Origin of the sequence: Serratia fonticola (assembly GCF_001006005.1) — a bacterium.
Classification (GTDB): Bacteria; Pseudomonadota; Gammaproteobacteria; order Enterobacterales; family Enterobacteriaceae; genus Chania; species Chania fonticola.
Genome location: NZ_CP011254.1, coordinates 3,784,713 through 3,810,179 on the forward strand (window position 1 = coordinate 3,784,713; position 25,467 = coordinate 3,810,179).

At 54.7% G+C, this 25,467-nt stretch carries 22 protein-coding genes; 13 read left to right on the forward strand and 9 right to left on the reverse strand.

Translation table 11 applies throughout. The features are described from left to right. The first annotated feature begins 14 nt into the window (after positions 1-14). Together WN53_RS16890 and WN53_RS16895 are read left to right on the forward strand one after the other, a co-directional pair. Positions 15-2,573, forward strand: a complete 2,559-nt coding sequence (locus WN53_RS16890) for a fimbria/pilus outer membrane usher protein (protein ID WP_046808120.1) — start codon at positions 15-17, stop codon at positions 2,571-2,573. Further along, positions 2,570-3,601 (forward strand): fimbrial protein, encoded by a 1,032-nt coding sequence (locus tag WN53_RS16895; RefSeq protein ID WP_024486930.1) that lies wholly within the window; start codon positions 2,570-2,572, stop codon positions 3,599-3,601. Before WN53_RS16890 ends, WN53_RS16895 begins: the two co-directional genes overlap by 4 nt. A 267-nt stretch (positions 3,602-3,868) precedes the next feature. On the opposite strand, the gene WN53_RS16900 is transcribed toward WN53_RS16895, so the two are convergent. The 4 genes from WN53_RS16900 to WN53_RS16920 all read right to left on the reverse strand — a co-directional run bounded on the left by WN53_RS16900 (position 3,869) and on the right by WN53_RS16920 (position 7,919). Next, positions 3,869-4,312 carry a helix-turn-helix domain-containing protein gene (locus tag WN53_RS16900; protein WP_021180553.1) on the reverse strand — a complete coding sequence of 148 codons (444 nt, stop codon included), beginning with the start codon at positions 4,310-4,312 and terminating at the stop codon, positions 3,869-3,871. Between the two features lie 587 nt (positions 4,313-4,899). Beyond that, positions 4,900-6,312 (reverse strand): alkaline phosphatase, encoded by a 1,413-nt coding sequence (gene phoA, locus WN53_RS16910; protein ID WP_046808122.1) that lies wholly within the window; start codon positions 6,310-6,312, stop codon positions 4,900-4,902. Between the two features lie 138 nt (positions 6,313-6,450). Then, entirely contained in the window at positions 6,451-7,158 is a 708-nt protein-coding gene (locus tag WN53_RS16915) for a glutathione S-transferase N-terminal domain-containing protein (protein ID WP_024485972.1), read from the reverse strand. 77 nt (positions 7,159-7,235) lie between these two features. Next, positions 7,236-7,919, reverse strand: a complete 684-nt coding sequence (locus tag WN53_RS16920) for an ArsR/SmtB family transcription factor (RefSeq protein ID WP_024485973.1) — start codon at positions 7,917-7,919, stop codon at positions 7,236-7,238. Positions 7,920-7,998: 79 nt separating this feature from the next. Between WN53_RS16920 and WN53_RS16925 the strand changes: the two genes are divergently transcribed. Together WN53_RS16925 and WN53_RS16930 are read left to right on the forward strand one after the other, a co-directional pair. Further along, entirely contained in the window at positions 7,999-8,976 is a 978-nt protein-coding gene (locus WN53_RS16925) for a cytochrome P450 family protein (protein WP_024485974.1), read from the forward strand. Then, positions 8,957-9,301 carry an antibiotic biosynthesis monooxygenase family protein gene (locus tag WN53_RS16930; protein WP_024485975.1) on the forward strand — a complete coding sequence of 115 codons (345 nt, stop codon included), beginning with the start codon at positions 8,957-8,959 and terminating at the stop codon, positions 9,299-9,301. Before WN53_RS16925 ends, WN53_RS16930 begins: the two co-directional genes overlap by 20 nt. A gap of 64 nt (positions 9,302-9,365) precedes the next feature. Here the strand turns inward: WN53_RS16930 and cynS are convergent, their stop codons facing one another. Both cynS and WN53_RS16940 read right to left on the reverse strand, forming a co-directional pair. Continuing rightward, entirely contained in the window at positions 9,366-9,836 is a 471-nt protein-coding gene (gene cynS / locus WN53_RS16935; RefSeq protein WP_024485976.1) for a cyanase, read from the reverse strand. 24 nt (positions 9,837-9,860) lie between these two features. Beyond that, positions 9,861-10,514, reverse strand: a complete 654-nt coding sequence (locus tag WN53_RS16940; protein ID WP_024485977.1) for a carbonic anhydrase — start codon at positions 10,512-10,514, stop codon at positions 9,861-9,863. 118 nt (positions 10,515-10,632) lie between these two features. Here WN53_RS16940 and cynR point away from each other — a divergent pair, with 118 nt between their 5' ends. The 3 genes from cynR to WN53_RS16955 all read left to right on the forward strand — a co-directional run bounded on the left by cynR (position 10,633) and on the right by WN53_RS16955 (position 14,522). Further along, entirely contained in the window at positions 10,633-11,517 is an 885-nt protein-coding gene (gene cynR / locus WN53_RS16945; RefSeq protein WP_024485978.1) for a transcriptional regulator CynR, read from the forward strand. A 373-nt stretch (positions 11,518-11,890) separates the two neighbouring features. After that, complete coding sequence (locus tag WN53_RS16950) at positions 11,891-12,550, forward strand: hypothetical protein (RefSeq protein ID WP_024485979.1); 660 nt, start codon at positions 11,891-11,893, stop codon at positions 12,548-12,550. Between the two features lie 379 nt (positions 12,551-12,929). Continuing rightward, positions 12,930-14,522: an ABC-F family ATPase gene (locus WN53_RS16955; RefSeq protein WP_021180561.1), complete on the forward strand. Its 1,593-nt coding sequence runs from the start codon at positions 12,930-12,932 to the stop codon at positions 14,520-14,522. Positions 14,523-14,755: 233 nt separating this feature from the next. Here WN53_RS16955 and WN53_RS16960 read toward each other — a convergent pair whose 3' ends face one another. From WN53_RS16960 to moeA, 3 genes are all read right to left on the reverse strand, one after another. Beyond that, on the reverse strand, positions 14,756-15,439 hold the full coding sequence (locus tag WN53_RS16960) for a YdhT family protein (protein WP_024485981.1): 684 nt from the start codon (positions 15,437-15,439) through the stop codon (positions 14,756-14,758). A gap of 290 nt (positions 15,440-15,729) precedes the next feature. Beyond that, a complete protein-coding gene (moeB, locus tag WN53_RS16965) occupies positions 15,730-16,491 on the reverse strand; it encodes a molybdopterin-synthase adenylyltransferase MoeB (protein WP_024485982.1) in 762 nt (253 codons plus the stop codon). Between the two features lie 2 nt (positions 16,492-16,493). Beyond that, positions 16,494-17,732 (reverse strand): molybdopterin molybdotransferase MoeA, encoded by a 1,239-nt coding sequence (gene moeA / locus WN53_RS16970; RefSeq protein WP_024485983.1) that lies wholly within the window; start codon positions 17,730-17,732, stop codon positions 16,494-16,496. Positions 17,733-17,850: 118 nt separating this feature from the next. On the opposite strand from moeA, the gene WN53_RS16975 reads away from it, so the two are divergent. From WN53_RS16975 to gsiD, 6 genes are all read left to right on the forward strand, one after another. Further along, positions 17,851-18,387, forward strand: a complete 537-nt coding sequence (locus tag WN53_RS16975) for a DUF924 family protein (protein ID WP_024485984.1) — start codon at positions 17,851-17,853, stop codon at positions 18,385-18,387. Between the two features lie 339 nt (positions 18,388-18,726). Then, positions 18,727-19,686, forward strand: a complete 960-nt coding sequence (locus tag WN53_RS16980) for an isoaspartyl peptidase/L-asparaginase family protein (protein WP_024485985.1) — start codon at positions 18,727-18,729, stop codon at positions 19,684-19,686. A gap of 19 nt (positions 19,687-19,705) precedes the next feature. Next, positions 19,706-21,583: a dipeptide ABC transporter ATP-binding protein gene (locus WN53_RS16985; RefSeq protein WP_024485986.1), complete on the forward strand. Its 1,878-nt coding sequence runs from the start codon at positions 19,706-19,708 to the stop codon at positions 21,581-21,583. Positions 21,584-21,608: 25 nt separating this feature from the next. After that, positions 21,609-23,144 carry a glutathione ABC transporter substrate-binding protein GsiB gene (gsiB, locus tag WN53_RS16990; protein ID WP_024485987.1) on the forward strand — a complete coding sequence of 512 codons (1,536 nt, stop codon included), beginning with the start codon at positions 21,609-21,611 and terminating at the stop codon, positions 23,142-23,144. 395 nt (positions 23,145-23,539) lie between these two features. After that, positions 23,540-24,460 (forward strand): glutathione ABC transporter permease GsiC, encoded by a 921-nt coding sequence (gene gsiC / locus WN53_RS16995; protein ID WP_024485756.1) that lies wholly within the window; start codon positions 23,540-23,542, stop codon positions 24,458-24,460. A 12-nt stretch (positions 24,461-24,472) separates the two neighbouring features. Then, positions 24,473-25,378, forward strand: a complete 906-nt coding sequence (gene gsiD / locus WN53_RS17000) for a glutathione ABC transporter permease GsiD (protein WP_024485755.1) — start codon at positions 24,473-24,475, stop codon at positions 25,376-25,378. Positions 25,379-25,467 lie beyond the last annotated feature (89 nt).

The following is a 25,467-nucleotide window of genomic DNA, read 5'->3' on the forward strand; positions in this document are numbered from 1 at the left end:
AGGAATGCATGGATATGAACGAGTTACCTATCTCTTCCGCCGTAAAGTCGGCACTTTTCAATTACAGATCCATCCTGCTGTTGACCGGTAGTGCCCTTTGCCTGACCACCCCGGCATTTTCGCTGGCAGCGGCTCAAAACGATGCCAACCAGGCCGCTGCACCGGTCGAAGCCACTTTCAACAGCAATTTCCTGGTTGGCCAGGCGCAGGGCGTGGATCTTTCGCGCTTTCGTGATGGCAACCCGGTATTGGCGGGGAAATATTCTCTGGATGTTTACGTCAACGGGGAATGGAAGGGCAAAAAGAACATCGAATTCAAGAGCGTGCCGGGTAAAGACAGTGCCGATACCTGCTTTAGCCTGCTGTCTCTGGAAGAGTTTGGCGTCGATACTGCGGCAATGGGTAGCGATCCGGCGGTGACGACCAGCAGCTGCAAGCCGCTGGGGGAATGGGTGCCGGAAGCGTCTTACCGCCTCAATACCAGCACCTTGCGTATGGATGTCAGCGTTCCCCAGGTCGCGCTGCGCCGTACCGCACGTGGTTATGTCGATCCGAAATTCTGGGATCGCGGCATCACCGCTGGTTTTCTGTCCTATAACTTCAACGCCTTTAATTCGCACAGCTCCAATTCCGGTGGCAACTCGGACTCGACCAACGCTTATCTGACGATGAACGCCGGGGTGAACATTGCCGGTTGGCAGCTGCGCCATGACTCTAACGTGAACTGGCGTAGTCAGGAAAGCACCCATTGGCAGAACACGGCCACCTATGCACAGCGTGCCATTCCGGCTGTGCGCGGTATGCTGACCTTGGGAGATGCCTTTACCAGCGGGGATTTCTTTGATTCGATCGGTTTTCGCGGTGCGCAACTGAGCTCCGACGATCGCATGCTGCCGGACTCCCTTAACGGCTATGCACCCGTGGTGCGCGGTGTGGCACAAAGCAACGCCTTGGTGGAAGTTCGCCAGAACAACCAGTTGATCTATCAAACCACCGTAGCGCCGGGCGAGTTCGTGATTAACGATCTGTTCCCTACCGGCTACGGCGGCGATCTGGACGTCACGGTCAATGAGGCCGACGGTTCCGTGCGCCAGTTCAGTGTTCCCTATGCTTCGGTGGCACAGATGTTGCGCCCGGGGATCCAGCGCTATGCGTTAACTGCTGGCCAAGTTCGCGATGATAATTTACATACTAAGCCCGAGATGTTCCAGGCGACTTATCAGCGCGGGTTTACCAATATTCTGACCGGTTACACCGGGGCGACCGTGAGTGACGGTTACAGTGCAGTGCTGCTGGGGAGTGCGGTGGCAACACCGTTGGGGGCTTTTGCCGTCGACGTGACTCAGGCTAACACCCGCCTGAAACAGGGTGATATGTCCGGCCAGAGCTACAAGATCAGCTATAGCAAACTGATGTCGGAAACCAATACCAACTTCACCATTGCGGCCTATCGCTACTCGACTTCCGGCTATCTGTCACTGCGTGATGCGGTGTATGCCCGTGATAATGAGAGCCGGGGCTTAAGTGCCGATGCGGTTAACCGCCAGCGCAGTGAATATCAGCTCACGCTGAACCAGGGGCTGGGTGCCAATCTGGGATCGCTGTATATCACCGGTTCGGTGCGCGATTACTGGAACCGTGGCGGTACCTCCAAACAGTATCAGGTGGGTTACAACAACTTCATTGGCCGAGTTACTTACGGTTTGTCCGCCATGCGTACCACCGATACTTATAACCACGATGAAACCCGTTACTTCCTGAACTTCTCGATCCCATTCAACATTGGCTCGCAAAACATCAGCCTGAACAGCGCACTGGCCTACAACGACCAAGGCTACGACAGCAGCCGCATCGGGATTAACGGCTCCACTGGGGAGGATAACAACATCAGCTACAGCGCCACTTTGGCTAACGACCAAAGCGGTGGGACCAACACCAGTGTGAATGGGGAATATCGCAGTCGTTTCGCTACCATGAACGGTTCTTACAGCTATGGCCGCGATTTCCGCCAGTCGTCCATTGGGGCTTCCGGCAGCATTGTGGCCCATAGCGGTGGCGTGACCATGACGCCTCAGCGTGGCCAGACCATGGTATTGGTTGAAGCGCCGGATGCCGCAGGGGCGATTGTTACCAACTCTCCTGGGGTGCGAATCGATGATAACGGCTATGCAGTGGTGCCTTATGTTGCCCCATACCGCATGACCAACGTCACGCTGGATCCTAACGGCATGTCACGCGATGTTGAGCTTGAAAGCAGCAGCCAGCAGGTAGCGCCTTATGCCGGTGCGATTGCCAAGCTGGAGTTCAAGACCATCAAAGGTCAGGCGCTGATTATTCATGCGCTGGGCCCGAACAACACGGCATTACCTTTTGGTGCCGAAGTATTGGATACCCGTAACCAGGTGATCGGGATCGTCGGCCAGGGCAGCCGCATCTATCTGCGTACCGAAGCGTTACAGGGGCTGCTATTGGTGAAATGGGGTACTCAGCCGACACAACAGTGTGCCGTGAACTACCAGGCCAAAACACAAAACAGCACTGATTACGAAATTATCGAGGCGAGCTGCAAATGATCAACGTTATCCATAAATTCACCGCCATGCGCCAGCACCCTAAACAAGCCATGTTGTTTTTGTTACTGATGATGGCCGGGCAACAGGCATATGCTCAATGTCGGGTTAACACGACCAGGCCGCAGGACATCATTATGAACGTCGGCAGAGTATTGATTACGCCGAATACCAAGGTGGGCGATATCTTGGCCACCGGCAAGTTCGATATCCGCCGGGATGACAATATTTCTTGCAGCGGTAATAGCACGTTGTACGGTCGCATTTTACAAGGCGGCCCGAGTTCCATCAGCGACAAAATCTGGACCACCAACGTGCCGGGCGTGGGGCTGCGGCTCTATCGCCAGATCGGTACGCAGGAAGGTGCCTATTATCCGCACGAGATCTATCGTAACGGCAGGGTGTATCTGGCTGAGGGGTATTTTGTGGTTGAGGTGATCAAAATTGCCCAGAATACCGGTACCGGCTCGTTAGCCCCCGGGCAGTATTCTTCTTACTATGCGGATGGGACGGGTCCTTCAAGACCGATCCTGATCTCCCACGTGTTGGCGAACAGTATCACCATTGTCACCTCGTCCTGTTCGGTGGACGCCGGTTCCAAAAACAAGGTGATCAACCTGAGTACGGTGGCTACTGCGGCGTTTAAAGGCGTGGGCAGTACCGCTGCAGAGCAGGACTTTTCGATTAACATCAACTGTGTGGGGGGGACGGGGACGGAACTGTTACCTGGCGGCACAGGGGAAGGGCTGGTGAACGTACGTTTTGACTATACCCGCGATGCCTCGAATGCACCGGGCGTGCTCCAGCCGGTACAGGATAGCAATGCTGCCAGCGGCGTCGGTGTCCAACTGCTGACCGGCAATAACTCAACGCCAATCACTAGCGGCACGGCGGTGTATGCCGGGCATACCATTGCCAACCAGACCAATACCATCACCTTGCCGCTCAAGGCGCGTTACTATCAGACCGCAGCGAAAATGAAGGGCGGCACCATCAAGTCGATTGCCACCTTTACCCTCGAATATAACTGATAAGACGTCAGCCAGTTCAAGACGGGCGCTGTATACAGCGTCCATTTACCAAACAATAAGGCCAATGGTTTTATACCCCGTTGGCCTGAGACTGCTGACAAACCCTCACCGGGCTTACAATGTAGGGGCGCTGCATGCTGCGCCCGTCTGGATAATCAATGGGTTAGCAAATACTGGTAAAGATAGATCCCGACCCATTCAGCAATATTGCCACTTTGTCATCAATCTGAGGCCAATGGGTTTATATCCCGTTGGCCTTTTTTGCTTTTAACGCTGGCCGACCCAGTTGGTGCAGCCTTCGTCTACGCATTGGCGTTTGTACAGTGAATGCAGGCTCGGTGTGCTGTGCCGATAGCTGTGCTCTGAGGAGAGCGCCACTTCATCTTGCTGCGGCGTGCGGCGATAGACCGCCGGCGTTTCACCAAACTGCTTTTTAAAGGCCCGGGAAAATGAAGGCTGGGAATCAAAATGGAACTGCAGGGCGATATCCAGAATGGGACGCGGCGTGGCGCGTAGTGCCTGTGCGGCCTTGGACAAACGGCGCTCGCGGATATAGCTGCCGAGCGCATGGCCAGTGGTACTGCGGAACATACGTTGCAGATGCCATTTGGAGTAGCCAGATTTTGCTGCCACGTTATCCAGCAGCAGCGGTTGATCCAGGTGGTTTTCGATCCAGTTCAGCAAGTCGTGAATGATATTGGCGCGATCCATTGGTTTAATTCTCCTGCAGCGACGACATTCGGGTCACAGTCAAATGGGACTTAATAATCCAAGTTTATTCTTTGATAATAGGCGCGCCTTGGCGGTTACGCAAGGGTAAACTTGGATAATTGACGTGGCGAAAAATGCTCCGCAAGGGGTAGGGGTTTAGTTTCCCCTCACCCCAACCCTCTCCCACAGGGAGAGGGAGCTGCCCGGTATCTCTGATGAGGCTGTGCTGCTCCGAAACGTGATGAGAAAGAAGATGGATGAAGTATTACGCAGAAAAATCAGCGAACTCGTTCGGTCTCCTCTCCTTTTGGGAGAGGGAGTTGTCCGGCGTCGCTGATGAGGCTGTGCTGCTCCGAAACGTGATGAGAAAGAAGATGGAAGAAGTATTACGCAGAAAAATCAGCGAACTCGATCGGTCCCCTCTCCTTTTGGGAGAGGGAGTTGTCCGGCGTCGCTGATGAGGCTGTGCTGCTCTGGAACGTGATGAGAAAGAAGATGGATGAAGTATTACGCAGAAAAATCAGCGAACTCGATCGGTCCCCTCTCCTTTTGGGAGAGGGTTAGGGTGAGGGGAATGAGCCTGTTAGTTACTTGATGTTCATGGCGTCGCGCATGGTGAAGAACAGATCGGTCTGATCGGTCAGCCCCACGATGTTGGCAGCATGTGGGCCATAAGCGGCAACGCGCAACTGAGTACCGGTATGGCCCTGGGAGCCTTCTTCCGAGTTGCCATAGCTGATGGTCATCACAGCGCCGTCCTTGGTGGTCAATGATTGGGTTATCCCCGGCGCCTTGGCCTTGGCGGCAATAATCTGGCTGGAGTGGGCGTGGTCGGCGGTGACGATCACCAGGGTATTACCATCGGCGCGGGCGAACTCCAACGCTTTTTGTACTGCCTCATCCAGATCGACCGTTTCGCCAAACTGGCCGCATGGGTTGGCATCATGATCCTGTTTGTCGATGGACGCCCCTTCCACCTGCAGGAAGAAACCGTTCGGGTTGTTCTTCAGCAGCTCGATGGCTTTCTCGGTCATCGCCGCCAGCGTTGGCACATTGGCGCCGCGTTCTGGATTATTCTCACAGGTTACCGCAGGCTGATCGAGATTACCGTGGTAGGACGCTTTCGGTCCCTTCCAGCGTACTGGCATATTGCCTGGCGCAAACAGGCCCAGTAGCGGCTTTTGCTGATTGGCGAGGTTAATCGCGTTCAGACTTTCGGCATCCTCCACCCATTGGTAGCCTAATGCGGCGGCCTGGGCTTTCAGCGTTTTCCCCTGCCATTCGCCGCTTTTCGCCAACTGAGCGAAGGATTTTGCCCCGCCGCCCAGCGTGACGTCGGCGCGGGTTTTAATCAACTGCTCGGTGATCGATCCATGCCCGCCGTTTTCTAACGCGTTGCTGGCACATTGCTCACTGGTCTCCTCTGGGCCGTAGCACTTGCGCGAGGTTACGTGCGAAACCAGTGCCGCCGGTGTGGCATCTTGCAGTTCCGCCGTGGAGACGTTGCCTGTGGCTTTACCTGCGGCCTTGGCCAGTTCCAGAATCGTCGGTTGATCTTTGCCATTCACATCCACGCCCAACGCGCCGTTATAGGTCTTGACGCCGGTAGCCCAAGCGGTGGCCGAGGCTGCAGAGTCGGTGACATAGTCCGGCTTATGGCTTTTCTTATCCAGCGAGTAGTGGGTGTATTGGCCGGTCAGCGGCAGGGCATCGATCCCTTTGAAGTAACCGCCTGCGCCTTCGGCATAGTTACGTGCGCCAGTGATTTCCGAATCGCCCATGCCGTCGCCGATCAGCAGGATCACGTTTTTAGCGGTTTTATTCGACAGCGACGCTTGCAGTGCAGCGGTTTGATCGCCTGCCAAACGGCGTGCACCGCCGGGTTCGGTAATATCGCCACGAGCCGCGCGGTTGGTGGGTTGATTATTATCAGCGAGGGCGGTGGAACATAACAGAGCGGATAATACGGCACCGGCGATCAGGGAAACGGACTGCTGCATGGGTAGGGCTCCTTGTCGTAATACAAAAATAGGGTTGGCATTATTTTGTTACACGGGAGAGTAGAGCAGGAAAGTGACATTTTTATGACGCGTCAGGTGGGAAAAGGGATAGCCTTTCCTGGCTATCCCAATAGCTTATCAGGCTTGGCGGGCAGGAATATTGATACCGCGCTGTACGGCTGGCCTTGCCAGTCCACGTTCCAGCCATTGGCCCACGAGCGGGAAGCTGTCGAACTCCACCACGTCGCGCGCTTCATAAAAACCAATCAGGTTGCGTACCCAGCCAAGCAGGGAGATATCGGCAATGGTGTATTCCGCACCCATGATCCAATCACGCCCTTGCAGCCGTTCTTCCAGCACACCCAGCAGCCGTTTGGACTCCTTTTGGTAGCGTTCAAATGGCCGTTTGTCTTCATATTCACGTCCGGCGAATTTGTGGAAGAAGCCTAGCTGGCCAAACATCGGCCCAACGGATGCCATCTGGAAAAACACCCACTGGATGGTTTCATAACGCTGGGCGGGATCCTTGGGTAACAACTGGCCGCATTTCTCTGCCAGATACAGCAGGATAGCCCCGGATTCGAACAGCGCTAACGGCTTACCGTCTGGGCCCGCAGGATCGAGGATCGCCGGGATTTTACCGTTAGGATTGAGCGACAGGAACTCCGGCGTCCAGGTTTCATTTTTGCCGATGTCGATCAGATGCGCCTCATAGGGCAGGCCGATCTCTTCGAGCATGATGGAGACTTTCACCCCATTAGGGGTCGGCAGCGAGTAGAGTTGTAAACGTTCAGGATGCTTGGCGGGCCAACGTTTGGCGATCGGGAATTGGTTAATATCGGACATGATAACTCCTCGGATATGACGGGATCGTCAACAGGTAAACCCATTGAGTATGGCAGCTAAGCTAGCTTGTCAGGCATTCAAAGCGCCAGGCCAAAATGTGCGCTCAGCGCTTTTCTACCAGCGGCGGTCAGTTGCAGCTCACGGCTATCTAGCTGGCGCTGAACCCATCCACGTTTTTCAAATGCGGCCAACATGGCAGCGCCCAGAGCGCCACCGAGATGAGCCTTGCGTTCGCTCCAGTCCAGACAATCGCAGGCAAAACGCCGCCGGGTCGGGGCCGGGGAGCAGTCGATACCCAACTGTGTCAAGGCAGCCTGCCCGGACTCACTGAGCTGATAGTCGTTATCTCCGATTAACCAGGCCCGCGCCAGCAACTGATGATGTATTTGAACCGCGATCTCACCTGCCATGTGGTCATAGCAGGTGCGTGCATAACGCAATGAGGCCGGAGTGCTGCTTTTCACCGTCGGGCGTTCTACACCGGCCAACGCCATCAGGCTTTCCAGCATATCGGCCACCGGTTTGCCCGCCAGACGGTAAAAGCGATTGCGGCCCTGTTTGACACAGCCGATCAGGTTTTGCTCCTGCAAACGTGCCAGATGGCTGCTGGCGGTGGAGGCAGCGACGTCCACCGCAGCACTCAGCTCCGTTGCGGTATAGGCGCGCCCATCCATCAGCAGGCATAGCATGCGCGCTCGGGTGCGATCGGCGATAGCGGCCGTCAATGCGGCCAGGCGGTCTTCAAGCGTATTGTCATTCATACTTCGAGAGTAACCGAAGTATTGCTGCTCGTCTAACCCGACAATGGCTGTTCTCTATTCTTATCGGAAGGAAATTGCCATGACGGCCTGCCCCTTTTCTGTTGCATCGCGGCAAGCGGTGCGTGAAGCCTTAACCCATCCTCACCTCGGTGTTCGCCCCACGGATGAGCCGGTACCCACTGCTTTGATTGGGACGCCCGCCCAATCGATTTTCGCCTCTCTGGTACGTATGAATGATGGTGCCGGGCAGCGTGAATTAAAGGGGGCGATCGAGGCGGCTCTGGCCGCGATCACTGACGATGAGATCCGCCAAACGACGGTTTACGTGGCTCAACGGCTAGCGGCTAGTTTGACAACGGCAGAGCAACTCACCCGGTTTAACTACGCTTTGCCGATTTGCGTACTGGCTGACTTATTGGGCGTGACACATCAGGATCGATCTACCTTGGTGGATGAGGTGTTGGACTTTGTGTGCTGTATTGCTCCTGGCGGCAGCGTAGAGCAGATGGCTGCGGGGGCGGTAGCCGCCGGGAAGTTGCAGATCCGGATGCAACGGGCAGATGGACCGTTGTTTGAACTACTGTGCCAACACATTGGCGATCGTTCGCTGGCGATAGCCAATGCCATCGGGCTTTTGTTCCAGGCCTGTGAGGGCACCGCCGGATTAATCGGCCAGACACTGCTGCTGGCAAATCAGCGCCATCAACCGGCAGAAGCGTTGATCTTGGCGGTGTTGCAGCAAACTCCGCCGATCCATACTACCCGCAGGTTTGCGCGACAGGCTACGTGGCTTGATGGCCAACCGCTGGCGGTGGGGCAGAGCGTATTGGTGCAGTTGAAAACGCCGCAAGAGAGTTTTGCCTTTGGTCATGGTGCTCATCGCTGCCCAGGAGAACGGTGGGCACGGTTGATCGCCTTGGCGGGGATCGATCATTTGTCCAAACTCAACTTTAAGCCCGAACTGTTAAGCCATTTTCGCTGGCGTGTTTCGCAAAATGCGTGTGTACCTGAATTTTATACTGCCGAGGAGAACAATCATGATCGCGGTGATTTTTGAACTACGTGCTGCCGCTGGGCAGCGGGAAACCTATCTTGAGTTGGCGGCGGAGCTGAAACCGTTGCTGGCGGAAATTGATGGCTTTATCTCTATCGAACGTTTTCAAAGCCTGAGTGAACCGGACAAATTGTTATCGCTGTCGTTCTGGCGTGACAAGGCGGCGGTACAGCAGTGGCGCAACCTGGAGCAACACCGTCAAGCCCAGGCGCGTGGCAGGCATGAGGTGTTGGAATATTACCGGCTGCGGGTGGCCGAGGTGGTGCGGGATGATGGCTTGGAACCGCGTGAGCAGGCTCCGGCGGATAGCCGCCATTTTCATGGTTGAGTGTTCCAGCGCCGAGGTTCAGGCGCTGGATTACATTAACTTAATAATTTGATGACTTAACGGCCTAGAATGGCTTGGTTGGCAGGTACTTACCATCCAGCGTGATCACCGCGCGTTCACCGCCATCGGGGTCTTGGACCTTTTTGATATCCAGCTTGAAGTTGATGGCGCTGATCACCCCGTCACCAAATTGTTCATGCACCAGCGCCCGCAGGGTTGAGCCGTAGATCTGCACCATCTCGTAGAAACGATAGATGGTCGGATCGGTCGGCACACCGCCGGGAATACTGCCGCGCACCGGGATGGTTTGCAGCAGGCGCACCGCATCTTCATCCAAATCCAGCTTTGCGGCTACTATACGGGCGGCCTGTTCCGGCAACGGATGCTGGCCAAGTAGTGCGGCGGTCACAAACGCCAAGCTCAAGCCGGTGTCTTGATTAATGGCTTCGAAGGTCAGGCCTTTACGGACTTTAGCCTCCATGATGATGTCGGTCAGGTTCTGACGTGCGGAAGTGTTATGTAGAGACTGTGTCATGTTGACTCCAATAGGTTTGGTAGATTAGAAGCGTTGTATAGCTGGGCTGGCGGTGACGCTTGGGTTGCTCGCCAGCGGCACGAAACGGCGGGTATTGCCATCTAATGCATCAATACAGCCGGTAGCGATATCGTAGATCCAGCCATGCAGTCGCAGATTGCCTCGATCGAGCGCCAGCGCGACCGAAGGGTGTGTTTTCAGGTTGGTCAGTTGGGCGATGACGTTTTCACGCACCATCGAGTTAATGCGATCGTGCTCGCTGGCGTGTTCATTGGCCTGATTGACTGCCTTGGCGGCATCGGCATAGCGCAGCCAGTTGGCTACGGTGGGCATATGATCCAGGCATTTGCAGGTGGCGATGGCGGTCATGGCGCCGCAATCGGAGTGGCCGCAAATCACGATATCCTCTACGCCTAGTGCGGCAACGGCATATTCCACAGAGGCCGAAACGCCACCGGGCTCAGGCCCGAAAGAAGGGACAATATTGCCCGCGTTGCGGATGACGAACAGGTCGCCCGGCTCGCGTTGGGTGATCAGCTCCGGCACCAATCGGCTGTCGGAACATGAGATAAATAGGGTGCGTGGGCTCTGGCTGGTGGCCAGACGTTTGAACAGTTCTGTGCGCTCAACAAAAGCCTCGCGCTGGAACTTCAGAAAACCGTCAATAACCTCTTGCATGGTGACTCCATCAATGTGTGGCTCGCTTTCAATGGAGGCAAGAATGGACTTTTCTAGCTATAGGTTCCAAGACTCATTTATAATCGTCACGATAGGGATAACTAATAGTTGAGGCGTTATGTTACTGCGGCACATACGTTACTTTCTGGCGGTGGCGGAGCAGGGGAACTTCACCCGGGCGGCGGAGGTGCTGCATGTTTCTCAGCCGACCTTGTCACAGCAGATCAAACAGTTGGAAGAGACGTTACAGGTAGAGCTGTTCGACCGTTCCGGGCGTAGGGTGCAACTCACCGATGCGGGTCAGGCATGGATGCGCTATGCCCGACTAGCATTACAGGATCTGGAGGCTGGCAAGCGGGCCATTCAGGATGTCGCGACGTTGGAACGCGGTAACCTGCGTTTGGCGATGACGCCGACCTTTACCTCCTACCTGATTGGACCGTTGGTCGACGGCTTTTTCCGGCGCTACCCGGGGATTACGCTGAACATCCGTGAGATGACGCAGGATAAGATGGAGGCGTTATTGTGCGATGACCAATTGGATCTGGGGATTGCCTTCGAGCCGGTTCACTCTGCGGATATAGCCGCTGCCAGGTTGTTCACGGAGCGGCTGCAACTGATGATAGGGAAGGGGCATCAGCTTGCCAAGCGCCGCGCCGCCTTGAGCGTAGCAGAGGTGCAACAGGTGCCGTTGGTGCTACTCAACGGCGACTTCGCCACGCGTCATTATGTAGATGAATATTTCCAGCAGCACGCGATTTATCCTCAGGTTGCCATGGAGGCGAATGCGATTAGCGGCATCGTCGAGATTGTTCGCCACGGCCAGTTCGCGACCATTCTGCCGCAGGCCATCGCACGGAGTAATCCGCTGCTGCTGCCTATCAAGCTGTCGGTTCCCATGCCCGAGCGCCACGCCGTGGTGCTGCAACGCAAAGAGGGTTACCGCAGCGCCGCTTCACGGGCATTTATTGAAATGCTGCATGAGCGGACATTGGAAATTTAAGGTGCGGATGGCGGATCTCAGGGGGAGAACATCTAAATAGCTGAGCGTAATGGTGCAGCAGGTGGGGATGATGCAGAACGCCAACACGCGAATTTACTAGCAGTGGAACTTAAAATACCCTGGATCATTATTTTTATGGTTTTATAGATGTGGAATTCTTATTCGAATAAATAAGTTATAAATATAAAATCACCTGTAACATTCCTCAACCAGCTACCTTTTGTAGGGGCGCTGCATGCTGCGCCCACTTAGGACTTTCATGAATACAGGGCTATGCTTTTTTATGTATAACGCCCCATTTATTCATGGGGCATGATGCAGATTGATAACACATTAATCATATTGTATGATGGCTGCGTCAAAAGGGGATGATATGGAATATCAAGCAATAGCTAAGCGAATAGTGCAGGTGATACTGACGCCAGAGATGCTCGTAGGACTAGCACACGGAGTAGCAAGCGTACCTATTGATTTTGGTTATCTTGCTTATGGATATATTGACACGGAGAATAGATCTCGCAATCAAGGTGACACGATGCGAATGATGAAAGCTATTAAGTGCGGTATACTTGAGAATGAAAACCTAGTAGAAAGCATTAAAACCGTACTTGATGAATTTGATAAAAACGCATCTAAAGAAACACAAGATTCAATTTATGCAAAAACTGTTGGCTCTATAGCAGGAAGGATGATAACAAATGCATATCTTAGTGGTAAATTAGCAAATATAATTCTTAAAACAGCCGTCTACTCTAGACTGTTAGCGTTTAGAATTAGCACAGTTAGCACTATTTTGTTGACTGGTGGCCTAGCGACAAGAAGCATTTACAAGTCAGAAGAGTTGAAAGATAAAAATCTCTCAGTGTACTATGCTCTCAGACATAAAGGTGATTTAGACTTTCTTTATTTCTTGATTCAACCATTTGTTGATCCGTTTATTGATGCGCTCTCTGTTAGACAGAAACAGGGGCAAGAACCGTTTAATAAAATAGTATCACTTGTTGAGAAAGAGCTAAATGGGAAAAAAACTTAAAGACAAAGTGTGTTTCACTATAGCAAACACTTTGATTCACTTGCTAGGCTCCATCTGTTTTCTACTATGCGTGTATTTCTTTTTTCATTTTGACACAATAATGGAGAGGGTGCTTTACATCAGTGGCACAATAATTGTTTCAATCGCATTAACTTATATTATACCCATTGATAAAAATTATTAGCCTGCATTACTCGTGGCAGACTAATAATCAAAGATAAGTGCTGTTATGACATTGTGCTTTGTATGGTTATTGTCCGCATTACGGTTAATGCTGACCCGTGCTCAAAAATCAACCAAAAATCCTCGCGATCTCTGACCGCCGTTATGGCATAATGCGCGCCAAATCACATTCCCAATCAAATTAAGAGCGAGCGCTGTGTTAAGCACTAACAACATCACTATGCAGTTCGGCAGTAAGCCGTTGTTTGAAAACATCTCTGTCAAATTTGGCGGCGGTAACCGCTATGGTCTGATCGGAGCCAACGGCTGCGGTAAATCGACGTTCATGAAAATCCTCGGTGGCGATCTGGCGCCGAGCGGCGGTAACGTGTTCCTGGATCCGAATGAGCGCCTGGGTAAACTGCGCCAGGATCAGTTCGCTTTTGAACAGTTCAGCGTGCTGGACACCGTGATCATGGGCCACACCGAACTGTGGGCGGTGAAGGAAGAGCGTGACCGCATCTACGCCATGGCGGAGATGAGCGAAGAAGACGGCTATAAAGTGGCCGATCTGGAAGTGGCCTATGGCGAGATGGACGGCTACACCGCAGAAGCACGTGCCGGTGAGTTGCTGCTCGGCGTAGGTATTCCGGTAGAACAGCATTATGGCCCGATGAGCGAGATCGCTCCCGGCTTCAAACTGCGTGTTCTGTTGGCTCAGGCCCTGTTCTCCGATCCGGAAATCCTGCTGCTCGACGAACCAACGAACAACCTGGACATCGATACCATTCGCTGGCTGGAGCAGGTGCTGAACGAGCGTAACAGCACCATGATCATCATTTCGCACGACCGTCACTTCCTGAACATGGTTTGTACCCACATGGCGGATCTGGACTACGGCGAACTGCGTGTCTACCCAGGCAACTACGACGAATACATGACGGCGGCTACCCAGGCTCGTGAGCGCCTGATGTCTGATAACGCCAAGAAGAAGGCACAGATTAACGAATTGCAGTCCTTCGTTAGCCGCTTCAGCGCCAACGCCTCAAAATCCAAGCAGGCTACCTCTCGTGCCCGCCAGATTGACAAGATCCAGTTGGAAGAGGTGAAAGCCTCCAGCCGTCAGAACCCGTTCATCCGTTTTGAGCAGGACAAGAAGCTGTTCCGTAACGCGCTGGAAGTGGAAGCGCTGGCCAAAGGCTTCGACAACGGCCCGCTGTTCAGCAAACTCAACCTGATGGTTGAAGTGGGCGAGAAAGTGGCGATCCTGGGTGCCAACGGTATCGGTAAATCCACCCTGCTGAAAACGCTGGTGGGTGACCTGCAGCCGGATCACGGCACCGTGAAATGGTCCGAAAACGCCAAGATCGGTTACTACGCACAGGATCACGAATACGAGTTTGATGAAACCCTGAGCGTGTTCGACTGGATGAGCCAGTGGAAGCAGGAAAAGGACGATGAGCAGGCGGTACGCAGCATTCTTGGCCGCCTGTTGTTCAGCCAGGACGATATCAAGAAGCGCGTAAAAGTGCTTTCCGGTGGTGAGAAGGGCCGTATGCTGTTCGGCAAGATCATGATGCAGCGTCCGAACATCCTGATCATGGATGAACCGACCAACCACATGGATATGGAATCCATCGAGTCACTGAACATGGCGTTGGAAATGTATGAAGGCACCCTGATCTTCGTTTCCCACGACCGTGAGTTCGTTAGCTCGTTGGCCACCCGTGTTCTTGAAATGACCCCGAACAAGGTGATCGACTTTACCGGCAACTACGAAGACTATCTGCGTAGCCAGGGTATCAACTGATCCGGTACTTGCTGAAGAATATGGGTCGATAAAACGGCCCATCATTATGATGACAAACACCTGAAAAACGTGGTTTTCGGGTGCTTTGGCAGTTCAAAACGCTGAATGAAACACGGGAGATAATAGAGCCCTACGTTTTACCGCGTACACAATCGCAAAAAACCGCCAGATAAAGTGTCCAATAAATGGAATTCACTTCAATAAGGCGGTTCTTATACTCATCGAGTACTTAATCAGACGGCAACGACACTGCCGTTTTCATCCAGGCGATACATCTCACCTTTTTCGATTCCATTTTCCCCTTCGTAAATAACGGTGACGCGAGTACGAATACCATCATGCCAGGTAATAGCCGCAACACCTTGCTCATTGAGGGTAAAATAGCGGGGGTTTTTTGCGGTAAAAATAACAGCACCGCTTCCACCATCGGACTGAATGGTGTTATCCGCTCCAGAGGAGAAGAGTACGTTGTTGTTACCACGATCAATAATCTGGCTTGTATCTCCAGCTGCCATTAAAACAGAATTATCCACATAGCCCGCTGTTTTAATAGTGCCATTTGTATTAGCAGTAACGGCAACGGCTTGTGTTAATGTCAATTGTTCTACGTCAGGGTAGAGATATCCAAGCATGATAGAAGAAGAAGAACCCAATGCCGAGGTCAACGACTCGTTGCCGCCTGTAATGTACGAGTTTTCGCCCGTTGTTGCTATTCTTCCACCGATGTTGGGGAAGTCAACGTCGTCGGTGGCGGAAACAACATCATCGTATACCATTGCGTTATTGCCACAATGTACGATATTTACCGGGCTGGATTTGCCAACGACATTCTGATTGTCTTGAGAGAAAGCGACACCACCATACAGAGTACCTGCAATCATGATGGTGCCTTCGATAGGTGAATTAACACTAGACATAATATTTCCTTTTAGGTAATGGTGAATTTGGTGTGTGGCTAATATTCCATATACCCGGCTTAAACTCTCGGCATTTACATTGTGCTGTGGATGGCAGGACATCCACAGTCATGAGATTGTATCTGTGGTGCCACTGCGCTGTGTAATGGGCGTACCGCTGAGGTTTTTCCAGTAGGTTTTGTTGGCGTGTAAGACACGCCATATGCGGGTTGGAGGGAGGGCTTTAGGGAGGTGGGGATAAATACAGTTACATTTGAGCTGCATCGCTATGTTTTTGATTTAGCGAATGTCTACAAGGGGTTGCCGCTACACACTTCACACCGCGGATCCTTCGGCAGCTTCATCTCCCGGAACTGCATGCTCATCGCATCAAACATCAACAACTTCCCTACCAAAGGCTGGCCATAGTTTGCCAACAGCTTGATGGCTTCCATCGCCTGCAGCGTACCGATAGTGCCGACTAAAGGCGCCATCACGCCAGCCTCAACGCAGGTCAGCGCATTTTCCCCAAACAGCCTGCTCAGGCAGCGATAACAGGGCTGTTCCGGCTGATAGGTAAAGACGCTGAGCTGGCCCTCCATACGGATGGCAGCCCCTGAGACCAGCGGTTTACGCTGTGCATGGCACAGGCGGTTGAGCAGATCGCGGGTTGCCACGTTATCGGTACAGTCCAGCACCACGTCGCAGGCGGCAATCTGCGCCGCCATTTGCTCGTCATCCAGCTGTGTGTCCAGGGTATCAATACGGATATGAGGATTGATGGAGCTCAGCTCAATGCGGGCAGATTCGACCTTCGCCATACCAATGCGATCATCCCGGTGCAGGATCTGGCGCTGTAGATTGGAGAGGGAAACCGTGTCGAAATCAACCAGCGTCAGATGGCCTACGCCAGCGGCAGCCAAATAAGGCGCCGCCGCACAGCCCAGCCCGCCAAGCCCAACGATCAGCACGTGCGCCGCCTGCAGCTTTTCCTGACCGTCGAAGTCGAAACCCCGCAGTACGATCTGGCGGTTGTAGCGCAGCGCTTGTGCATCGGTTAATTCCGGCAGCATGTTCAGTTCCTCAGCAACGCATTGAAAGGTTCGATCTCTACTGTCTCTCCAGCGGCTACCGAGCCACGTTCACGCTCCAGCACGATAAAGCAGTTACCCTGGCTGAATGAGCTAAACACATGGGAACCCTGATGGCCAGTGGTGCTCACTTCCAGCTCGCCCTGGGCATTGCTGGTGAAGATGCCGCGCTGGAAATCGAGGCGACCCGGCGACTTTTTCAGTGGCGTCAGGGCGCGAGCTTTCAGGCGGGGTGGCAGTTGCCATTCGGTGTGACCGGCCAGCTTGGCCAGCAGCGGTTGCACCAGTTGATAGAAGGTCAAAGCCGCAGAGACCGGGTTGCCAGGTAGGCCACAGAACCAGGCGTGCTGGAGCTTGCCGAAAGCAAAAGGTTTGCCCGGTTTGATGGCCAGCTTCCAGAAGCTGACTTTGCCGAGTTCATCCAGCATCTGCTTGGTGTAATCGGCTTCACCAACGGAAACGCCGCCGCTGCTGATCACCACGTCGGCCTCGCTATCCGCCTGGATAAACGCCGCGCGTAATGCTTCCTGATTATCACGAATAATCCCCAGATCGATCACCGTGCAGCCGAGCTGTTCCAGCATCAGGCGTACGGCAAAGCGGTTGGTGTCGTAGATCTGCCCGGCTTGTAGCGGCTGGCCGACCGGCTGTAATTCGTCACCGGTGGAGAATACCGCCACCTTCAATTTACGCATCACCCGCACATCGGCCACGCCCAATGAAGCTAGTAACGGCAACTGTGCGGCCCCCAACGTGATCCCGGCGGGCAGCACGCTCGCCCCACGAAGGATATCTTCACCCGCCAAACGGATATTTTGCCCAGCGGTTACCGGGGCGTTGAAACGCACTCCAGCCTCGGTTACTTCAGCCTGTTCTTGCATGATCACCGCATCCGCACCGGCTGGAATTGGCGCTCCGGTCATGATGCGTACGCAGGTGTTGGCAGGCCAGGCATCCGTAAACGGTGCACCGGCAAAGGCTTTACCCGCTACCGGTAACGGAGAGTTGCCGTTCAGGTCACTGAGACGTACCGCGTAGCCGTCCATCGCCGAGTTGGCGAAGGGCGGGACATCGATAGGGGAGACCACCGGGGTGGCAGTAATGCGTCCGGCTGCGCTGGTCAAGGCGATAGATTCGCTCTGTTGCAGTGGCGCGATCTGGGAGAGCATTTTCTCCAGTGCCTGCTCAAGAGAAATGAGGTCAGAAGTATGACAGTGATCCATAAACAAAACTCCGTAATCGGCGTGCGCGAATTTTTCGGCAAAGTAGGGCTATTATGGCAGATAACGCCGTGGTGGAGAAACCAGGTTAACGTATTGAAATCAATAACAGGAGACAGCCATGCACCAGCACGTACTGGATTTTTGGTTCGAAGAGATCGACCCAGCCATGTGGTTTAAAAAGGACGATGAGTTCGATCGTGTACTGCACACCCGCTTTGGCCAACTGTGGCAGGCGGCGTCCCAAGGTGAACTGGCACATTGGCGTGCGACCATCAAAGGACGACTGGCGGAAATCATCGTACTCGATCAGTTCAGCCGTAATCTGTTTCGCAACACGCCACGCTCCTTTGCTTGTGACGGAATGGCGCTGGTGCTGGCTCAGGAAGCGATCGCCACTGGATTATGTGAAAACCTGACGGTCGAGCAGCGCGGCTTCCTCTATTTGCCGTTTATGCATTCCGAATCCGCCTTGATCCACCAGCAGGCGTTGGAGCTGTTTCGCCAATTAAATAATGGCGATCAGTTGGAGTTTGAAATACGTCATAAGGCCATAATCGATCGTTTTGGACGTTATCCCCATCGTAACGAGATATTAGGCCGGAAATCTACGTTTGAGGAGCAGGAATTTCTGCAGCAACCGGGATCGGGTTTCTGAATATTTTTCATTGGCGTGTAGGCGGGGAATAGCGGAGAGGGAATGGGATAACGCTTATTAAACATGAACCGAGCCGGCCTATTTTCTGCCTCCGCCAATAGGCCGGTTAAATCTGTCAGCGGTAAATGAAAACCCCGATAACCCTCTGTTTTTATACCATTTAGCTCTTTCAATGCACAAAATAGTCTAAGCAGGCTACGCTTAATGCTTGGCGACGAGTTTGTGCTTTACATCGATTGCCGGGCTAAATATAGTCGAAAAAGACTAAATAATAATTCTCTCTCCATTTTCATGCGGTACCTGCTTGAATTGCCGCGGATAGACACAGGTGTCAGGTCAATGAGCAAACCAGTGATTGCCATTCATGGTGGTGCGGGCGCAATTACCCGTGCGGCATTGAGTGCAGAGAAGGAACAAGATTATATCCAGGCGCTTTCCGACATTGTGGCTGCCGGGCAGGCTATTTTGGCTGCAGGCGGCAGCGCACTGGACGCGGTAACGGAGGCCGTCAGGCTGCTGGAAGAGTGCCCGCTGTTCAACGCAGGCAAAGGCGCGGTATTTACCCACCAGGGCACCCATGAGCTGGATGCCTGCGTGATGGATGGCCGAACCTGTGATGCCGGGGCGGTCGCCGGGGTCAGCCGGATACGCAACCCGGTACTGGCCGCGCGTACGGTGCTGGAAAATAGCACTCATGTGCTGTTTGGCGGGGAAGGGGCAGAAAGATTTGCCGCCAATCACGGTCTGGAAATGGTCGATCCCGATTTCTTCTTTACCCAGGAACGTTTTGACCAATTGCACCGTGCTCAGGCAGAGCAGGGTCGGGTGTTGCTCGATCACGACGGCGCGGCGGCGCTCAGCGGCGACCCACTGGATCCCGATCGCAAATTTGGCACCGTGGGTGCGGTAGCGCTGGATGCTTTGGGCAACCTGGCAGCGGCTACCTCAACCGGTGGCATGACCAACAAGGCGGCAGGGCGCATTGGCGATACGCCGATTATTGGCGCCGGTTGCTATGCCAACAACGCTACGGTGGCGGTTTCCAGCACCGGTACCGGCGAAATCTTTATGCGTACCGTCGCGGCCTACGACGTTTCTGCTCTGATTGAATATGCCGGTCTAACCCTGCAACAGGCCTGCGACAAAGTGGTGATGGAAAAGCTGTTGGCGCTGGGCGGCAGCGGCGGGCTGATTGCCATCGATCGTTTTGGCAACGTCGCACTGCCATTTAACAGTGAAGGAATGTATCGCGGTTTCGGCTATGTCGGCGATGCCCCTTCCGTGGGTATCTACCGCTGAATGCTTGCCGGGAGGGCGCATGACCGATACTGCCATCCAGCCACAGGCAGAACGTGGGCTGATTTTACCGCCCGAGCGCGTCTTGGCGGTGAGCGATCTGTGCGTACAATTTCGCCAAGAAGGCGACGTCGTTGAGGCGGTGCGCCATCTGGATTTCGACGTCGACCGTGGCGAAACACTGGCGATCGTTGGAGAATCCGGCTCCGGCAAGTCGGTCACCTCACTGGCGTTGATGCGTCTGGTCGAGCAGGGCGGCGGTGAGTTGACCAGCGGCGCGATGCATTTTCGCCGGCGTAACGGTCAGGTGCTCGATCTGGCCAAGGCAAAGCAGAGCACCTTGCGAACCTTACGCGGCGCCGATATGGCGATGATTTTTCAAGAACCGATGACCTCGCTCAACCCGGTGTTTCCGGTGGGGGAGCAGATCGCCGAATCTCTGCGTCTGCATCAGGGGATGGATCACCGCAGCGCTAACCGCGAAGCGCTGCGTATGCTCGATCTGGTACGTATTCCCGAGGCCAAAAACGTCCTTGGCCGCTATCCGCATCAACTGTCTGGCGGGATGCGCCAGCGGGTGATGATTGCCATGGCGCTGTCGTGCAAACCGGCGCTGCTGATTGCCGATGAACCCACCACTGCGCTGGACGTCACCATTCAGGCGCAAATCCTGCAACTGATCCGCGTGTTGCAGCAGGAAATGCACATGGGGGTGATCTTCATTACCCACGATATGGGCGTGGTGGCGGAGATTGCCGATCGGGTACTGGTGATGCACCAAGGCGAAAAGGTGGAACAGGGGGAGGTGCGCTCGCTGTTCGCCGCTCCACAGCAGCCTTACACTCAAGCTTTGTTGGCCGCCGTGCCACAGCTGGGCGCGATGGCAGATAAAGACTTCCCGGCAAAATTTCCGTTAGCTGGTGTTGACGATAACGACCAGCCGCAAGACACCATACCCGCAGGAGCTACGCCGATCTTGCAGGTAGAAAATCTGGTCACGCGCTTCGATCTGCGCAGCGGCATTCTCAACCGCGTCACGCGCCGTGTGCATGCGGTGGAAAATATCAGCTTCGACCTCTATCCCAGCGAAACGTTGGGGTTGGTCGGCGAATCCGGCTGTGGCAAATCCACCACCGGCCGCTCACTGTTAAAACTGGTCGATAGCCAACGCGGCACCATTACCTTCAACGGCCAACAGATCAACCGCTTGAAAGGCTCTGCCTTACAGCATTTACGCCGTGATATTCAGTTTATCTTTCAAGACCCTTACGCTTCCCTGGACCCACGGCTTACCGTTGGTTTCTCCATCATGGAGCCGTTGCTGGTGCACAACGTTGCTCGCGGGGCGGAGGCTGAAAAACGGGTGGCCTGGCTATTGGAGCGGGTAGGGCTGAAGCCGGAGCATGCGCGGCGTTATCCGCATGAGTTCTCCGGTGGCCAACGCCAGCGTATCTGCATTGCCCGCGCGTTGGCACTCAATCCGAAAGTGGTGATTGCCGATGAGGCGGTCTCCGCGCTGGACGTGTCGATTCAGGCGCAAATTGTCAATCTGCTGCTCGATTTACAGCGTGAATTGGGCATCGCATTTCTGTTTATTTCCCACGATATGGCAGTAGTGGAACGAGTCTGCCATCGCGTCGCGGTGATGTATCTGGGCCAGATTGTTGAGATCGGCCCACGCCGCGCGGTGTTTGAAAACCCGCAGCATGCCTATACCCGTAAGCTGATGGCCGCCGTGCCGGTGGCCGATCCAACCCATGCGCATAAACGTCAGCCGTTGCTGGTGGATGAAATACCCAGCCCGATCCGTGGGCTGCACGATGAACCCGTTACCGCACCTTTAGTGCAGGTAGGGCCAGGGCACTTTGTGGCCCGTCACCCTATTGCCGGTGCTTTTTAGCCTTGCCTCAGGAGAGTTAAGCGATATGACTAAGCACACATTCAAGCGTAATGTTTTGGCCGCCGTACTGCTGGCTGCCGCTGCTGGCCCGGCTTGGGCTGCCAAAGATGCGGTGATTGCCGTAGCGTCCAACTTCACCACGCTCGACCCGTACGATGCCAACGACACCTTGTCGCAGGCGGTCGCCAAATCCTTCTATCAGGGGCTGTTTGGCTTTGATAAGGATATGAAGCTGGTGAACGTCCTGGCGGACAGTTACGACGTCAGCAAAGACGGTCTGACCTACACCATCAAGCTCCAGCCGGGGGTTAAATTCCACGACGGCAGCGCATTCGATGCCGAAGCGGTCAAGGTTAACCTGGATCGCGCCAGTAACCCGGATAATCGCCTGAAACGCTACAACCTGTTCAAGATGCTCGATAAAACCGAAGTGGTCGATCCCACCACGGTCAAGGTCGTGCTGAAAGCTCCATTCTCGGCGTTTATCAACAACCTGGCGCACCCGGCGGCGGCGATGATTTCCCCGGCGGCCCTCAAGCAGTATGGCAAGGAGATCGGTTTCCATCCGGTGGGTACCGGCCCTTACCAGTTCGAAACCTGGAACCAGACCGACTATGTGAAAGTGAAGAAATTCGACGGCTATTGGAAAGCGGGCTTACCGAAGCTGGACAGCATCACCTGGCGGCCAGTAGTGGATAACAACACCCGTGCGGCGATGCTGCAAACCGGCGAAGCGACCTTTGCTTTCCCAATCCCTTATGAGCAAGCCAAGGTGCTGGAGAAAAACAGCAAGCTGGATTTGGTGGCCGCGCCGTCGATCCTGCAACGCTACATCAGCATGAACGTGACGCAGAAGCCGTTCGATAACCCGAAGGTGCGCCAGGCACTGAACTATGCGATCAACAAGGACGCGCTGATTAAGGTGGCGTTCTCCGGCTTTGCCGTGCCGGCGGAAGGTCCGGTGCCTCCGGCCATTGATTTTGCTACCCGCTACAACGCTTGGCCATACGATCCAGCCAAGGCGCGTGAGCTGCTGAAAGAAGCGGGCTATCCGAATGGGTTTACTACCACGCTGTGGTCTTCCCATAACCACAGTACCGCGCAGAAAGTGTTGCAGTTTGCTCAACAGCAGCTGGCGCAGGTCGGGGTCAAAGTGACCGTCACCGCGATGGATGCGGGCCAACGTGCGGCGCAGGTGGAAAGCGTGGGCGTGAAGGATACCGGCGTGCGTATGTTCTATACCGGCTGGTCTGCCTCGACCGGCGAAGCCGATTGGGCGCTGACGCCGCTGTTCGCCACTCAATCTGCACCGCCTAAGCAATTCAACACTGCGTTCTACAGCAATCCGCAGGTCGATAAGGATCTGGCCGACGCGTTGGCCACCACCGATCGTGCCCAGAAACAGGCGCTGTACAAAGATGCACAAGACCGCATCTGGGCCGACGCACCATGGATTTTCCTGGTGACCGAGCGCCTGCTGTCTGCCAACAACAAACAGCTGAGCGGCTTCTATGTGATGCCGGACACCTCGTTTAACTTTGATAACGCGGACTTGAAATAAGCCCTCACCCCAACCCTCTCCCACAGGGAGAGGGAGCAGATGGGTGTTGTGAGCTGTTACAGGCGTTAATTTATGGCACTGTTCCGGTGGTGAGGTTAGCAACGGAACTTAATCAGTAGCACATTCAGTCCCCTCTCCTTGTGGGAGAGAGCAGATGGGTGTTGTGAACAGTTACAGGCGTTAATTTATGGCACTGTTCCGGTGGTGAGGTTAGCAACGGAACTTAATTAGTAGCACATTCAGTCCCCTCTCCTTGTGGGAGAGAGCAGATGGGTGTTGTGAACAGTTACAGGCGTTAATTTATGGCACTGTTCCGGTGGTGAGGTTAGCAACGGAACTTAATTAGTAGCACATTCAGTCCCCTCTCCCTGTGGGAGAGGGTTAGGGTGAGGGGAATGCTTAATTATTTTCTAAAACGCCTGCTGGGCCTGATCCCGACGCTGCTGATCGTGGCCGTGCTGGTGTTCTTGTTTGTCCACATGCTGCCGGGCGATCCGGCGCGGTTGGCCGCGGGGCCGGAGGCCGACGAAGCCGTCGTCCAACTGGTGCGCCAGGATCTGGGGCTGGACAAGCCGTTGCCACAGCAGTTTGTGCATTTCTTTGTCAATATTTTGCAGGGCGATTTCGGCACGTCGATGGTGTCAAAACGCCCGGTCAGTGAAGAGATCGCTTCGCGCTTTATGCCAACCTTCTGGCTGACCATCGCCAGCATGGTGTGGGCGGTGATTTTTGGCATGGCGATCGGCATGATTTCCGCCGTATGGCGCAACCGCTGGCCGGATCGGCTGGGGATGACGCTGGCCGTGTCGGGCATCTCTTTCCCGGCCTTTGCGTTGGGGATGTTGCTGATGCAGGTGTTCTCGGTCAACCTCGGCTGGCTGCCGACGGTCGGAGCGGATACTTGGCTGCATTACATCTTGCCTTCAATCACGCTGGGCGCTGCGGTAGCGGCGGTGATGGCCCGCTTCACCCGCGCCTCGTTCGTTGAGGTGATGCAGGAAGATTACATGCGCACCGCCCGCGCCAAGGGCGTGCCGGAGACACTGGTGATCGTCAAACACGGGCTACGCAACGCCATGATCCCGGTGATCACCATGATGGGCCTACAGTTTGGTTTCCTGCTGGGTGGCTCGATCGTGGTCGAGAAGGTATTTAACTGGCCGGGGTTGGGGCGCCTGCTGGTGGATTCGGTAGAAATGCGCGATTACCCGGTGATCCAGGCCGAAGTGCTGCTGTTCTCGCTGGAATTTATTCTGATTAATCTGTTGGTGGATATGCTGTATGCGGCAATCAACCCTTCGATTCGTTACCAATAGGCAGGCCGTATGATGAAGTATTGGCGGCGTAATGCCGCGCTCAAGGCAATGCCGGTGATTAATCCCAACGCGGTGCGTACGCCTTGGCATGAGTTCTGGCGGCGCTTTCGTCGCCAGCAGGTCGCAATGGTGGCCGGCGTGTTTGTGTTGCTGCTGGTGGCCGCTGCGCTGCTGGCACCGCATCTGGTGCCTTTTGATGCGGAAAACTTCTTTGATTACGATCGGCTCAATGAGGGGCCTTCGCTGGTGCACTGGCTCGGGGTAGATTCGCTGGGCCGGGATATTTTCAGCCGTATTCTGATGGGCGCGCGGATCTCTTTGGCCGCCGGGGTGTTCTCGGTGCTGGTTGGCAGCGTGATTGGCACGGTGCTCGGGCTGCTGGCGGGCTATTACGAAGGCTGGTGGGATCGCATCGTTATGCGTATCAGCGATGTGCTGTTTGCCTTCCCCGGTATTCTGCTGGCGATTGGCGTGGTGGCGATCATGGGCAGCGGCATGGCCAACGTGATTGTCGCCGTGGCCATCTTCAGCATTCCGGCGTTTGCGCGCCTGGTGCGTGGCAATACTCTGGTGCTGAAGCACCTGACCTACATTGAATCGGCGCGCAGCATCGGCGCTTCGGACTGGACCATCATCCTGCGGCATATCTTGCCGGGCACCATCTCGTCGATCGTGGTTTATTTCACCATGCGTATCGGTACTTCAATCATTACTGCTGCCAGCCTGTCGTTCTTGGGATTGGGGGCGCAGCCGCCAACGCCGGAATGGGGCGCGATGCTCAATGAAGCGCGGGCGGATATGGTGATTGCCCCGCATGTGGCGATTTTCCCCAGCCTGGCAATCTTTTTTACCGTACTGGCGTTTAACCTGTTAGGCGATGGGCTACGTGATGCATTGGATCCGAAACTGAAGGGATGACCCCTCACCCCAACCCTCTCCCACAGGGAGAGGGAGCTGAAAGTCCCTGCTCTTTTGGAAGTTAAAGAGGCTATCTCAGCAAATTCGAT